This window comes from Achromobacter sp. SIMBA_011 (assembly GCF_046535435.1).
In the GTDB taxonomy this organism is placed as follows: domain Bacteria; phylum Pseudomonadota; class Gammaproteobacteria; order Burkholderiales; family Burkholderiaceae_B; genus Achromobacter; species Achromobacter dolens.
On record NZ_JAWRWN010000001.1, the window covers coordinates 451,254 to 464,348 of the forward strand.

Annotated in this window: 17 protein-coding genes; 10 read left to right on the forward strand and 7 right to left on the reverse strand. The window is 65.2% G+C overall.

What is annotated here, in order from left to right; translation table 11 throughout:
- Positions 1-44 precede the first annotated feature (44 nt).
- Genes SB816_RS02080 through SB816_RS02105 form a run of 6 tightly spaced genes read right to left on the reverse strand, consistent with a single transcriptional unit; the run spans position 45 to position 5,748 of the window.
- A complete protein-coding gene (locus SB816_RS02080) occupies positions 45-1,112 on the reverse strand; it encodes a branched-chain amino acid ABC transporter permease (RefSeq protein ID WP_054500237.1) in 1,068 nt (355 codons plus the stop codon).
- Positions 1,113-1,123: 11 nt separating this feature from the next.
- Positions 1,124-2,134: a branched-chain amino acid ABC transporter permease gene (locus SB816_RS02085; RefSeq protein WP_144656146.1), complete on the reverse strand. Its 1,011-nt coding sequence runs from the start codon at positions 2,132-2,134 to the stop codon at positions 1,124-1,126.
- Positions 2,131-2,883 (reverse strand): ABC transporter ATP-binding protein, encoded by a 753-nt coding sequence (locus tag SB816_RS02090; protein ID WP_054500239.1) that lies wholly within the window; start codon positions 2,881-2,883, stop codon positions 2,131-2,133. Before SB816_RS02090 ends, SB816_RS02085 begins: the two co-directional genes overlap by 4 nt.
- Positions 2,880-3,650 (reverse strand): ABC transporter ATP-binding protein, encoded by a 771-nt coding sequence (locus SB816_RS02095; RefSeq protein ID WP_144656143.1) that lies wholly within the window; start codon positions 3,648-3,650, stop codon positions 2,880-2,882. Before SB816_RS02095 ends, SB816_RS02090 begins: the two co-directional genes overlap by 4 nt.
- A 12-nt stretch (positions 3,651-3,662) precedes the next feature.
- Entirely contained in the window at positions 3,663-4,835 is a 1,173-nt protein-coding gene (locus SB816_RS02100) for a substrate-binding domain-containing protein (RefSeq protein ID WP_049077246.1), read from the reverse strand.
- 16 nt (positions 4,836-4,851) lie between these two features.
- The gene (locus tag SB816_RS02105) at positions 4,852-5,748 is read right to left on the reverse strand and encodes an alpha/beta fold hydrolase (RefSeq protein WP_144656140.1); all 897 of its coding nucleotides are present in this window, start codon (positions 5,746-5,748) and stop codon (positions 4,852-4,854) included.
- A 164-nt stretch (positions 5,749-5,912) separates the two neighbouring features.
- On the opposite strand from SB816_RS02105, the gene SB816_RS02110 reads away from it, so the two are divergent.
- Positions 5,913-6,875 (forward strand): helix-turn-helix domain-containing protein, encoded by a 963-nt coding sequence (locus SB816_RS02110; protein ID WP_054500243.1) that lies wholly within the window; start codon positions 5,913-5,915, stop codon positions 6,873-6,875.
- A 41-nt stretch (positions 6,876-6,916) separates the two neighbouring features.
- Here the strand turns inward: SB816_RS02110 and SB816_RS02115 are convergent, their stop codons facing one another.
- Entirely contained in the window at positions 6,917-8,344 is a 1,428-nt protein-coding gene (locus SB816_RS02115; protein WP_006389621.1) for an NAD-dependent succinate-semialdehyde dehydrogenase, read from the reverse strand.
- A 186-nt stretch (positions 8,345-8,530) separates the two neighbouring features.
- Between SB816_RS02115 and SB816_RS02120 the strand changes: the two genes are divergently transcribed.
- The 9 genes from SB816_RS02120 to rpsE all read left to right on the forward strand — a co-directional run bounded on the left by SB816_RS02120 (position 8,531) and on the right by rpsE (position 13,095).
- The gene (locus SB816_RS02120) at positions 8,531-9,295 is read left to right on the forward strand and encodes an aspartyl/asparaginyl beta-hydroxylase domain-containing protein (protein WP_054500244.1); all 765 of its coding nucleotides are present in this window, start codon (positions 8,531-8,533) and stop codon (positions 9,293-9,295) included.
- Positions 9,296-9,648: 353 nt separating this feature from the next.
- On the forward strand, positions 9,649-10,017 hold the full coding sequence (gene rplN / locus SB816_RS02125) for a 50S ribosomal protein L14 (RefSeq protein ID WP_006216531.1): 369 nt from the start codon (positions 9,649-9,651) through the stop codon (positions 10,015-10,017).
- Between the two features lie 11 nt (positions 10,018-10,028).
- Positions 10,029-10,349, forward strand: coding sequence for a 50S ribosomal protein L24 (rplX, locus tag SB816_RS02130; RefSeq protein ID WP_410546459.1), 321 nt, complete (start codon positions 10,029-10,031; stop codon positions 10,347-10,349).
- Positions 10,350-10,361: 12 nt separating this feature from the next.
- Positions 10,362-10,901 carry a 50S ribosomal protein L5 gene (gene rplE, locus SB816_RS02135; RefSeq protein ID WP_006389624.1) on the forward strand — a complete coding sequence of 180 codons (540 nt, stop codon included), beginning with the start codon at positions 10,362-10,364 and terminating at the stop codon, positions 10,899-10,901.
- 12 nt (positions 10,902-10,913) lie between these two features.
- Positions 10,914-11,219 (forward strand): 30S ribosomal protein S14, encoded by a 306-nt coding sequence (gene rpsN / locus SB816_RS02140; RefSeq protein ID WP_006227037.1) that lies wholly within the window; start codon positions 10,914-10,916, stop codon positions 11,217-11,219.
- Positions 11,220-11,229: 10 nt separating this feature from the next.
- Positions 11,230-11,625, forward strand: coding sequence for a 30S ribosomal protein S8 (rpsH, locus tag SB816_RS02145; RefSeq protein WP_006216525.1), 396 nt, complete (start codon positions 11,230-11,232; stop codon positions 11,623-11,625).
- A 12-nt stretch (positions 11,626-11,637) separates the two neighbouring features.
- The gene (rplF, locus tag SB816_RS02150; protein ID WP_049077235.1) at positions 11,638-12,171 is read left to right on the forward strand and encodes a 50S ribosomal protein L6; all 534 of its coding nucleotides are present in this window, start codon (positions 11,638-11,640) and stop codon (positions 12,169-12,171) included.
- Positions 12,172-12,192: 21 nt separating this feature from the next.
- Entirely contained in the window at positions 12,193-12,558 is a 366-nt protein-coding gene (gene rplR, locus SB816_RS02155) for a 50S ribosomal protein L18 (RefSeq protein ID WP_006389627.1), read from the forward strand.
- A 15-nt stretch (positions 12,559-12,573) separates the two neighbouring features.
- On the forward strand, positions 12,574-13,095 hold the full coding sequence (gene rpsE / locus SB816_RS02160; protein WP_006389628.1) for a 30S ribosomal protein S5: 522 nt from the start codon (positions 12,574-12,576) through the stop codon (positions 13,093-13,095).

Here is a 13,095-nt window from a genome sequence, read left to right on the forward strand (position 1 = left end):
GGGATGCGGTGTGACTGGCGCCACACCGCATTCCTGTCCGGCAATCAGCGCCGCCGCGCCAGCTCACGCAAGCGCCCGGCTATCCCGGTCGGGAAGTAGTACACCGACAGCACGAACAGGATGCCCAGCCACAGCAGCCAGCGATCCGGCTCGAACAGCAGCGCCAGCGGCGCCACGCCGGCGACGGCGTCATGGATCACGTGCAGTCCGTCCTGCAGATAGCTCTGCGCGAACACGAACAGGCTGGCGCCGATTACCGCGCCGTACATCGTGCCCATGCCGCCGATCACCACCATCAGCAGGATGTTGAGCATGATCTCGAACGACAGCGAGGTGTCTGGGCCGTTGTAGCGCAGCCATAGCGCATATAGCGCGCCGGCCAGCGTGGCGAAGGCCGCCGCCAGCAGGTTCGACAGGCTGCGGTACAGCACCGTGCGGTAGCCGATGGCCTCGGCGCGGAACGGATTCTCGCGTATCGCCTGCAGCACCCGGCCGAACGGCGAATTGACGATGCGCAGCAGCATCAGGAACAGCGCCACGCAGACGGCGGCGATCAGGTAGTAGGTGATGATGCGGCCGTCGATGGTCACGCCGAACAGCGGCTCGGCGAATGGCCGGTAGGCCGGGCGCAGCATCTGCGGCACCTTGAAGTTCAGGCCGTCCTCGCCGCCGGTCAGGTCGGATAGCTGTGACACCAGCGTCTGGAACGCCGCCGCGACCGCCAGCGTGATCATGGCGTAGAAGATGGCGCGCACGCGCAGGCTGGCCAGCCCGATCACCAGCGCGAACACCAGCGACACGGCCAGTCCCGCGGCCGTCCCCGCCAGCACCGACAGCCAGTTGGCGTCCAGGCGCAGGCTGGCGATCGCCACGCCATAGGCGCCGATGCCGAAGAACATGGTGTGGGCGAAGCTGACGATGCCGGTGTAGCCCAGCAGCAGGTCATAGCTGGCCACCAGGATCACGAACACCAGGATCTTGGCCGCCACGGCCAGCGACTTGGGGCCGGGAAACAGAAACGGCGCGGCGGCCAGCGCGATGACGATGGCGACCAGCATGACCGCCAGCAGCGCGCTGCGCGGCGGGTCGCCGGAAAGCAGGCGGAAGGACATGAGTGCGATTCCTAGCGATTCGTGACCGGGTACACGCCCTGCGGTCGCCACAGGAGGATGGCGACCATCAGCGCGATGTTCGAGAACAGCGCGGCCTTGGGTATCAGGAAGCCCGTGTAATTGGCCATCAGCCCCACCAGCAGCGCGCCGATCAGGCAGCCCACCGTCGACCCCAGGCCGCCAATCATGATGACGATGAAGATCAGTACGTTCACCTGCGCGCCCAGTTGCGGCACGATGGACTGCTGGTACAGCCCCCACAGCACGCCGCCCAGGCCGGCCAGCATCGAGCCGGCCACGAACACGCCGACGAACAGATGGCGGATGCGGTAGCCCAGGCTTTCGACCATCTCGCGGTCTTCGACGCCGGCGCGGATCAGCAGGCCGAGCTTGGTGCGATTCAGCAGCCACAGCATGCCGCCCAGCACCGCCAGGCCCACCACCAGCGCGACGATGCGGAATTTCTCGATGGCCGCATCGCCGACCAGCAGCGCGCCGCGCAACGCCTCGGGCAGAGGCAGCGACAGCGTCTGCGGGCCCCACAGCATCTTGATGATCTCTTCGCCGATGATCATGCCGCCCATGGTGATGAGGATCTGCTTGAGGTGCTGGCCATAGACCGGCCGCACGATCACGCGCTCGAATGCCACGCCCACCGCGCCGGCCACCAGCATGCCGACGATCAGGGCGGGCAGCACCGCGGCCAGGTTCAGCCACAGGCTGCCGGACTGGGTCCAGTCGGACATCGCGCCGAGGACCGTGGCAGCCATGTAGGCGCCGATGGCGATGAACAGTCCGTGGCCGAAGTTCAGCACGTCCATCAGGCCGAACACCAATGTCATGCCCGAGGCGACGATGAAGATGATCATGCCCATCGCCAGCCCGGCGAAGGTCAGCGTCACCCAGGTCGAGAATGAACCCACCAGCGGCAGCGCGATGGCGGCCAGCGCCAGCACCAGCAGCACCGGGCGCAGGTCGGCGCGGGTCTGCGGCAGGGGTGTATCGATATCTGCGGCGCTCACTGATGCGCTCCCAGCGACAGGCCCAGTAGCCGGGTCTGCAACGCGTCGTCCTGCGCCAGTTCGGCCATGCCGCCGGCGTGCACCACCCGGCCGTTGTCCATGACCGCGACGTGGTCGCCCACCTGGCGCGCGAAGTTGAAGTTCTGCTCCACCAGCAGGATGGTGGTGGAGGCCTGCTTGAGTTCCATGAAGGCGTCGATCATGTTCTGGATGATGGCGGGCGCCAGGCCCTTGCTGGGCTCGTCGACCAGCAGCAGGCGGCGCGGTTCGATGATGGCGCGCGCCACGGCCAGCATCTGCTTCTGGCCGCCCGACAGCTTGCCGGCGGGGTACAGCCAGAATTTCCTGAGCGCGGGAAAGAAGCCGAAGATCCATTCCAGCCGCGCGGTGTCCAACTGCGCGGCGCTGCGCGCCTGGCGCGCGGCCAGCAGGATGTTCTCTTTGACCGACAGGTCGGCGAAGATGCCCATGTTCTCCGGTACGTAGGCGATGCCCTGGCGCGCCATGTCGGGCGGCGAGGTGCGCACGCCCGGGCCGCCGACCGCGGCGCCGTCAAAGCCGATGTGGCCTTGCGTCGCCTTCCACAGGCCCATGATGGTGCGCAGCGTGGTGGTCTTGCCGGCGCCGTTGCGGCCCAGCAGCATGGTGACGCCGGCGGCCGGCACCGACAGATCCACGCCGTGCAGGATGTGATACGCGCCGATGTGCGTGTGCACGTCCTTCAGTTCCAGCAAGGTGGCGCCGCTCATGTCGTCTTCTCCGGCAGGGCGGCGCCCAGGTAGGCCTGCTGCACGATCGGCGAGGCGATCACCTCGGCGGGCTCGCCGTCGGCCATCAATTCGCCGTTGTGCAGCACCACGATGCGGTCCGCCAGTTCGCGCACCACGTCCATCTTGTGTTCCACCAGCAGGATCGTCTTGGAGGCGTCGGCCTTGATCTCGCGAATCAGGTCCAGCACCACGGGCACATCGTCCACGCTCATGCCGGCGGTGGGCTCGTCGAACATGAACACCTGCGGCTCCAGCGCGATCAGCATGGCGATCTCGAGTTTGCGCTGGTCGCCGTGCGGCAGGTCGGCCGCGGCCTGGTCGCGGCGGGCCGTCAGGCGGGTGCGTTCGAGCAGCGCGTCGGCGCGCGTCAGCAGCGTCCGATCATCGTCCCAGGTGCGCCAGAAGCGGATCTGCCGCCAGCCCAGGCCCTGCTGGCGCGACTGCAACGCCAGCCGCACGTTCTCGCGCACCGACAGGCGCGGGAAAAGCTGTGTCAACTGGAAGGCGCGCCCCAGGCCGGCATGCATGCGCGCCGGCGCCGACAGCCCGGTCAGGTCGCGGCCATTCAGGCGCACCGAGCCGGCGCTGGCGCGCAGTTGTCCCGAGATCAGGTTGAAATAGGTGGTCTTGCCCGCGCCGTTGGGCCCGACGATGGCCGTCAGGCTGCCCGGCGCGAAGCGGCAGCTCACCGCGTTGACGGCCACATGGCCGCCGAAGCGGATCGTGAGCGATTGGGTTTCCAGCATGAAGGGCAGGGCTCAGCGTTTGTTCTGGATCGGCACCGCCATCTGGTCGGGCGTGATTTCCTTGACCAGATCCTGCACCGCCCACGGCACCGAGGCATCGTTCTTGATGCGGAAGTGGTACATCGACTGCATGGCCTGGTGGTCTTCCGGGCGGAAGGTCATCTTGCCCTTGGGCGTGTCGAAGCTCATGCCTTCCATCGTCTTGATGAGCGTGTCGGTGTCGCTCTTGCCGGCGCTCTTGTTCAGCGCCGTCACGATGGCGATGGCGGCCGACATGCCCCCGGCGGTGAAGAAGTCCGGCGGCTGGCCGTAGCGCTTCTGGTGCTCGGCCACCAGCCAGTCGTTGATCGGATTCTTGGGGATGCCGTAGTAGTAATAGGTTGCGCCTTCCATGCCGGCCAGCGACTTGAGCGGCGTCATCGCGGCCAGCGTGTTGCCGCCGGTGGCGATCTCGATGCCGAAGCGCTTGGGGTCGAGATCGGCGATCTTGAACGGATTGCCGGCGCCGGCCCACAGGATGAAGATGATCTTGCGGCCCGGCTTGTCCTTGAGCGCATCGAACAGGCGTTGCGCGCCCGCCGTGAAATCGGTGGCGTTGGCCGGCAGGTATTCCTCATGCACGATCCTGGCCTGCTTGAGCGCGCCCTTGAAGGCCTTGACGCCGTCGCGGCCGAACGCATAGTCCTGCGCCAGCATGGCAATAGACGTGTCCGGCTGGTCGAAGGCGACGGCGTTGGCGATGGCGTCCTGCGATGAATTGCGGCCGGTGCGGAAGATGTACTTGTTCCACTTGTCGCCGGTGATCGAATCGGCTACCGCCGGTTCCACCAGCAGGATCTTCTCGTACTCCTCGGCGATCGGCAGCATGGCCAGCGCCACGCCCGACGAGGTCGGGCCCACCGCGATGTCGGCATTGTCGTCGGCGTAGGCCGAGGCGAGCTGGGCGCGGGCGACGTCGGGCTTGCCCTGGTTGTCCTTCTCGATCACGCGGATCTTGCGCCCGGCCACCGTCATGGTGCCTTGCGTGGCGTATTCCAGGCCCAGCATCAGGCCGTTGTGGGTCTGCTTGGCGTAGGCCTCCAGCGGCCCGGTCTTGTCGTAGACGTGCGCCACGACGAAGTCCTTTGCCATGGCGGCCGAACTCAGGCACAGGCCGGCCAGCGCGGCGAGCAGGATGCGTTTCATGGGAGTCTCCTTGGTCCTAGTAGGCGCCGGCGGCTGCGTCGGCGGCCGGCGTGGCGAGAAATTGGCGGACGGCCTCGATCTGCGGCGCGACGTTCAGCGCTGGCGCGTGGCCGCAATCCGGAAAATCGATGCGCCGCGCGCGCGGGCCGCGGCGGGTCATGGCCTCGGCCACCTCGGGCAGCAGCAGGTCGGAATCGGCGCCGCGCAGCAGCAGCAGCGGCATGCGCAGCGTGTCGTATTCGGTCCAGCGCTCGTAGTCCGCCGGATGATGCTGGAACTGCCCGACGATGGCCGGATCGTAGTGCGCCGTGACCCGGCCGTCGGGCAGGCGGCGCACCGAGGTCTCGGCCATGCGGCGCCATTGCTCGTCGCTCTGCCAGCCATACGGCTTGTAGGCGGCGCGCAGCCAGGATTCCAGTTCGGTGACGGTGTCGAAGGCCGGCGGGTTGCCGGCATAGGCCATGATGCGGTCGATGGCCGGCTGCGGCAGCGACGGCCCGATGTCGTTGACCACCAGGTGTGTGATGCGGTCCTTGAGCGTGCTGGCGGCGGCGTACATGCCGGTGGCGCCGCCCATCGAGGTGCCGACCCAGCGCACCCGGCCCAGCCCCAGGCCGTCGAGCAGGGCGCGCGCCAGCCGGGCGTAGAAATCCAGCCGGTACTCGGCCACCGGATCGGGGCTCCATTGCGACAGCCCACGGCCGATCGTGTCGGGGCAGAGGATGCGGTAGTCGCCGGCCAGCGCCTGCGCCAGTTCGTCGAAGTCGCGGCCGGTCCGGGCCAGGCCGTGCCACATGATGAGCGCGGGGGCGTCCGGACGGCCCCATTCGGTGTAATGCAGCTCGCGGCCTTCGCAGCGCAGATAGCGCGAAGCCGGCGTGTGGCGAGCGGCCTGTGCGGGCGCGTTGGCCATGCGTCTCCTCCCGGGTTGTCCAGGTTGTATGCTTGTGGCGCTGACTATAGACTTGCGCCAGGCGCGGCCACAATGCGCCGGACCGCCCGCGGCAGGGTGAGTCAAGAATATGTAGACGCAGGGTCACGAGCCCCCGGCGACCCCGCGAACCAGGAGACCGCGCCATGCCCGACACGGAATTCGCCACTTCGGCCGTTGCTGGCGCCGAGCGGTACGAGCAATGGCGCGCGGCCCTGTCGGATGCCTTCGGGCCGTTCGAGGTGCACCATGGCCAGGCCGGCCAATTCGCCGGCCACGTGCGCTATGTGCGGCGCGCCAGCCTGCAGTTCAACGACCTGCACTATCAGGGACAGAGGATCGAGCGCACGCCCGGCAATGCCTCGCGGCTGGACCAGGAGTTCTACACCTTCGGTCTGCCTCTGGCCGGGCCGCTGGCCGTGGTGCAGCAGGGCCGCGAATTCCAGGTCGAGCCCGGCTGCGTCTACCTGATGAACCAGAGCCTGCCGTACCAGGCCACCGCGCTTGGCGCCGACGGCTACCGCAGCCTGAGCGTGTCGTTCCCGCGCAGCGCGCTGTCTCAGCGCGATTCGCGCATCGGTCCCTTCTACAAGCTGCGCGTCGACGACGGGTCGCCACGCGGCGCGATGCTGGCCAGCTACATGGACCACCTTTTCAAGGGGCTGGACGGTTGGTCGCCGGCGGAAGCGGCCGAACTGGGCGAACGGCTGATCGACCTGATCGTGCTGTTCCTGGTGCAGCCGGGGCAGGGGCATGCGTCGCAAGCCGACAGCAGCGTGACCATGGCGCATCGCCAGCGCGCCATGGCCTACATCCGCCAGCACCTGGCCGACCCGGCGCTGTCGCCGCAGCGGGTGGCGCAGGGCTGCGGCCTGTCGGTGGCCTACCTGCACCGCATCTTCCAGGCGGGCGACCTCTCGGTGGAAAGTTTCGTCTTCGATCAGCGCCTGGAGCGCTGCCGCGAACTGCTGCTGAACCCGGCCCAGCGTCACCGCGGCATCGCCGAACTGGCGTACCAGGCCGGCTTTGCCCACCCCTCGCATTTCAGCCGCCTGTTCAGGCGCCGCTTCGGCGTGTCGCCGCGCGAGTGGCGTGCGGCGCAGCAATGAAAAAGGCCCGCTTGCGCGGGCCTTGTCGCGAACAATAGCGATCAGATGTGCGTGATGAACTTGGTGACCAGGTAGCCGTCGAACGTTTCCAGTCCGCCTTCGCTGCCGATGCCGCTGTCCTTGATGCCGCCGAACGGCGTCTCGGCCAGCGCGCTGCCGAAATGGTTGATGTTGACCATGCCGGCTTCCAGGCCGTTGGAGACCTTGGTGGCGGTCTGCAGCGAATTGGTGAAGACGTAGGAAGACAGGCCGAACGGCAGGCTGTTGGCGCGCGCCAGCACTTCATCGGTGTCGGTGAAGCGGACCACCGGCGCCACCGGGCCGAAGGGTTCCTCGGTCATCAGCATGGAGTTGTCGGGCAGGTCGGTCACCACGGTGGGGGCGAAGAAGAAGCCCTTGCGGTCCAGCGGGCCGCCGCCGACGACCACCTTGCCGCCATGCTTCTTGGCGTCGTCGATGAAGGCGCTCATGGCGGGCACGCGGCGCTCGTGCGCCAGCGGGCCCATGTCGGTCCCGGCTTCCAGGCCGTCGCCGACCTTGATGTTCTTGAGCACGTCGGAGAAACGCGCCAGGAATTGCTCGTAGGCGCCGTTCTGGACGTAGAAACGGGTCGGCGAGACGCACACCTGGCCGGCGTTGCGCACCTTGAACTTGGCCAGCATGGTGGCGGCGCGGTCGATGTCGGCGTCGTCGAACACCAGCACCGGCGAGTGGCCGCCCAGTTCCATGGTGACGCGCTTCATGTGCGCGCCGGCCAGCGCCGCCAACTGCTTGCCCACCGGCACGGAACCGGTGAACGACACCTTGCGCACGATCGGCGAACGAATCAGGTAGTCGGAAATCTTGGCCGGTTCGCCCCAGACGATGTTCAGGCAGCCCTTGGGCAGGCCGGCGTCGTGGAACATGCGGGCGATCGCCATGACGGCGCTGGGCGAGTCTTCCGGACCCTTCAGCACCACCGTGCAGCCGGCGCCGAGAGCGGCGGCGATCTTGCGGATGGCCTGGTTGTAGGGGAAGTTCCAGGGCGTGAAGGCGGCGCAGACGCCGATCGGCTCGCGCACCACGATCTGGCGCACGTCCGGGTTGCGCGGCGGGATCACGCGGCCGTAGATGCGGCGGCATTCCTCGGCGTGCCAGTCGGCGTGTTCGGCGCAGGAGGTGACTTCGCCGATGGCCTCGGCCAGCGGCTTGCCCTGGTCCAGCGTCATGTTGCGGCCGATTTCCTTGGCGCGCTCGCGCGACAGGGTGGCGACCTTGCGCAGGATGGCCGAACGATCCATGGGAGAAGACTTCTTCCAGGATTCGAACGCGCGCTGGGCGGCGGCTAGCGCACGGTCCAGATCCGCTTCGGTGGCGTGAGGCAGCTGGCCGAGCACTTCCAGCGTGGCCGGGTTGATGACGTCCTGGGTGCGCCTGCCCTCGCCGGCGACGAATTCGCCGTCGATATACAGCGCCAACTGTTCATACATGCCTGTCTTTCCTTGCGAAATAGGAGTGGGTAGCGATCGCAATCGCCCATGCCAGTCTAAACCAGCTTGTCCGCCGCGGGGAGGGCCAATCTCCGTCGCCGGCTAGGAGCCAATGGCCGGCACTTGCGCCCCGGGTGCGCCATGGACAAAATGATGCATCTTTGGAAGTCTATATAGATACCTATTGTGCAACCTGCCGATACGCGTCCGCCCAGCCAGCCCAGTGTCTATTCCCGCGTCTTCTTCCGTTTCATCGACTGGTTGCGCCACCGCATCGCGCGAGCCTCCCTGGTGGGGGACCACCCGATCTTCCAGAACCGCCAGTTCCCCTGGATCGCCCGCCTCGAGGCGCAGGCGCCCGCGATCCGCGCCGAGCTGATGGCCCTGCTGGCCGAGCGCGAGCAGTTGCCGTCCTTCCATGAACTGTCCCCGGATGTCGGCATGATTACCTCCGACGACCAGTGGAAGACCTTCGTCTTCATGGGCTACGGCCTGCGCTCGGACCGCAACCTGGCGCGCTGTCCGGCCACCGCCCAGGCGCTGCGCGAGATTCCCGGCCTGCGCACCGCGTTCTATTCCATCCTCGAGCCGGGCAAGCGCATTCCGCTGCACACCGGCCCCTACAACGGCGTCCTGCGCCTGCACCTGGGGCTGCTGGTGCCGCAGCCGGCCGAACGCTGTTGGATCGAGGTGGGCGGCGAGCGCTACCACTGGAAGGAAGGCGAGGCCGTGGTGTTCGACGACCTCTATCCGCACCAGGTGCACAATGACACGGACGGCACCCGCGCGGTGTTGTTCGTCGACTTCGAACGTCCCTGCCGGGCGCCGATCCGCTGGCTGAACCGGCTGGTGTTGATGGCGGCGCCGTTCACCGACGAGATCCGGCGCGGCAAGGCGAACCACGACGCCTGGGAACGCAATTACTACCGGGATAAAACGGGGGCGGATTAATTCGGCCCCTGACCGGGGGGAAACGCGACGGTTGTCCACAGGCGCTGTCGCGTATTTGCTCACTATCTCAACAAAGGCCTTGCGCTCAAAATCTAACCAGGCTAGAATGGTCAGCTTTCCCAGATTGTCGATTGGCCTGGAACTAGCCGGGCCAACGTGTTGGGGGAATACCCGCAGGATTTCAACCCAGGGTCGTTGCGTTGCCACCAGCTGATGGTTTCAGGGCGAAAGCTCAAGACCAGCCAGCAACAAAGCAGGGCGGCTGACCTGACGGGACCAAAACTGGCAGGAATTGCAGTGTTCCCTTTTTTGGGGAAAACCGTATTTCCAGTTAAGTTGGAACAGGAAAAATCATGATCCAAATGCAGACCACGCTGGACGTGGCCGATAACACTGGTGCGCGTCATGTCATGTGCATTAAGGTGCTCGGTGGCTCCAAGCGCCGTTATGCCGGTATCGGCGACATCATCAAGGTGAGCGTCAAAGATGCGGCTCCGCGCGGACGCGTCAAGAAAGGCGAAATTTACAATGCCGTGGTGGTTCGTACCGCCAAGGGCGTGCGCCGTAAGGACGGTTCGCTGATTCGTTTCGGTGGCAATGCCGCCGTGTTGCTCAATGCCAAGCTGGAGCCCATCGGCACCCGCATCTTCGGACCCGTTACGCGTGAACTGCGTACCGAGAAGTTCATGAAGATCGTGTCGCTGGCCCCGGAAGTGCTGTAAGGAGCCCTACGATGAACAACATTCGTAAAGGCGACGAAGTCATCGTCCTGACCGGCCGCGACAAGAAGCGTCGCGGTACCGTGCTGGCGCGCGTCGATGCCGACCACGTCCTGGTCGAAGGCGTCAACGTCGTCAAGAAGCACGTGAAAGCCAACCCGATGGCCAACAACCCGGGTGGCATCGTCGAAAAGACCATGCCGATCCACATCTCGAATGTGGCGCTCTTCAACCCCGCCACCGGTCGTGGCGACCGCGTCGGCGTGCAAGAAGTCGAAGGCCGCAAGGTTCGCGTGTTCCGTTCCAATGGTGCCCTTGTCGGCGCCAAGGCGTAAGGGGCGATAGACATGTCTCGTTTGCAAGATTTCTACAAGAGCAAGGTCGCTGGCGACCTGCAGGCCAAGTTCGGCTACAAGAGCGCCATGGAAGTGCCGCGCATCACCAAGATCACCCTGAACATGGGTGTCTCGGAAGCCGTCGCCGACAAGAAGGTCATCGAGCACGCTGTCTCGGACCTGACCAAGATCGCTGGCCAAAAGCCTGTCGTGACCAAGACCAAGAAGGCTATCGCCGGTTTCAAGATCCGCGAAAACTACCCGATCGGTTGCATGGTCACGCTGCGTGGTCAACGCATGTACGAATTCCTGGATCGCCTGGTGGCGGTTGCGCTGCCTCGCGTGCGCGACTTCCGCGGCATCTCGGGTCGTGCTTTCGACGGCCGTGGCAACTACAACATCGGGGTGAAAGAGCAGATCATTTTCCCCGAAATCGAGTACGACAAGATCGACGCGCTGCGTGGGCTGAACATCAGCATCACCACCACCGCGAAGACCGACGAAGAAGCCAAGGCGCTGTTGACGGCCTTCAGCTTCCCGTTCCGTAACTAAGGGGCTGATGACGTGGCTAAACTTTCCCTCATCAATCGCGACATCAAGCGCGCCAAGCTGGCTGACAAGTTCGCCGCCAAGCGCGCTGAGTTGAAGTCGATCATCGACGACCAGTCGAAGACCGACGAAGAACGTTACCAAGCTCGGCTCAAGCTGCAACAGCTGCCGCGCAATGCCAACCCGACGCGTCAACGTAACCGTTGCGTGGTCACCGGTCGTCCGCGCGGTGTGTTCCGCAAGTTCGGCCTGACGCGCCACAAACTGCGTGAAATGGCGATGAAGGGTGAAATCCCCGGCATCACCAAGGCCAGCTGGTAGGAGAAAGAATATGAGCATGAGCGATCCCATCGCCGATATGCTGACCCGCATTCGCAATGCGCAGCAAGTGGACAAAGTTACGGTGAGCATGCCCTCCTCGAAGCTGAAGGCGGCCATTGCCGCCGTGCTGAAGGACGAAGGCTACATCGACAGCTTTGAAATCAAGGGCACCCAGGCCAAGCCTGAGCTCGAGATCACCCTGAAGTACTACGCTGGCCGTCCGGTCATCGAGCGCATCGAACGCGTTTCGCGCCCCGGTCTGCGTATCTACAAGGGCCGTACCAGCATTCCTCAGGTCATGAACGGCCTGGGCGTGGCTATCGTGTCGACCTCGCGCGGCGTCATGACCGACCGTAAGGCTCGCGCCAACGGCGTCGGCGGCGAAGTGCTGTGCTACGTGGCCTAAGGAGAAATTCGAATGTCACGTATCGCTAAGTATCCGGTCGACCTGCCCAAGGGTGTCGAAGCCGACATCAAGCAGGATCAGATCACCGTCAAGGGCCCGCTGGGTTCCCTGACCCAAGCCCTGACTGGCGACGTTACGGTTCAGTTGGACAACGGCAAGCTGACGTTTGTCGCCGCCAACGAAACCCGTCACGCCAACGCCATGTCGGGTACCGTGCGCGCGCTGGTGGCCAACATGGTCAACGGCGTGAGCAAGGGATTCGAGCGCAAGCTGAATCTGGTTGGCGTGGGTTACCGCGCCTCGATTCAAGGCGACGCCGTTAAGCTGCAGCTCGGTTTCTCGCACGACGTTTTGCACAAGTTGCCGGCCGGTATCAAGGCCGAATGCCCCACCCAGACGGAAATCGTCATCAAGGGCTCCAACAAGCAAGTCGTCGGTCAGGTGGCCGCTGAAATCCGCGCGTACCGCGAACCCGAACCCTACAAGGGCAAGGGCGTGCGTTACTCGGACGAACGCGTCGTCATCAAAGAAACCAAGAAGAAATAACGGCGCACGCAAGGACGAATCATGGACAAAAAAGTTTCCCGTTTGCGTCGTGCGGTTCCGACCCGCCGGAAGATCAACGAGCTGCGCGTTCATCGCCTCTCGGTTTTCCGCTCGAACCAGCACATCTACGCCAATATCATTTCGCCGGAAGGCGATCGCGTTCTGGTCAGCGCCTCGACGGTGGAAGCCGAAGTGCGCGCCCAGTTGGCTGGCCAGACCGGCCAAGGTGGCAACAAGGCCGCCGCTTCGCTGGTTGGCAAGCGCGTGGCTGAAAAGGCCAAGGCTGCCGGTATCGAACTGGTCGCTTTCGATCGCTCGGGCTTTCGTTACCATGGCCGCGTGAAAGCGCTGGCCGATGCCGCGCGTGAAGCCGGCCTGAAGTTCTAAGCGAGGATCTGTCAAATGGCTAAAGTACAAGGCAAGAACGCCGCGGAAAAAGAGAACGATGACGGCCTCCGCGAAAAGATGATCGCGGTCAACCGCGTGAGCAAAGTGGTCAAGGGTGGTCGCACCATGAGCTTTGCCGCGCTGACCGTGGTTGGCGATGGCGATGGCCGCGTCGGCATGGGCAAGGGCAAGGCGCGTGAAGTGCCGGTGTCGGTTCAGAAGGCTATGGAACAGGCCCGTCGCGGCATGTTCAAGGTGGCCCTGAAGAACGGCACGCTGCACCACACCGTGGTCGGCAAGCATGGCGCCGCCACCGTGCTGATTTCGCCCGCTGCTGAAGGTACCGGCGTCATCGCCGGCGGCCCGATGCGCGCTATTTTCGAAGTGATGGGTGTGCGTAACGTGGTTGCCAAGAGCCTGGGCTCGAGCAACCCCTACAACATGGTTCGCGCCACGTTGAATGGCCTGCGCGCCTCCCTGACCCCGGCGGATGTTGCTGCCAAGCGCGGCAAGACCGTCGAAGAGATCCTGGGGTAA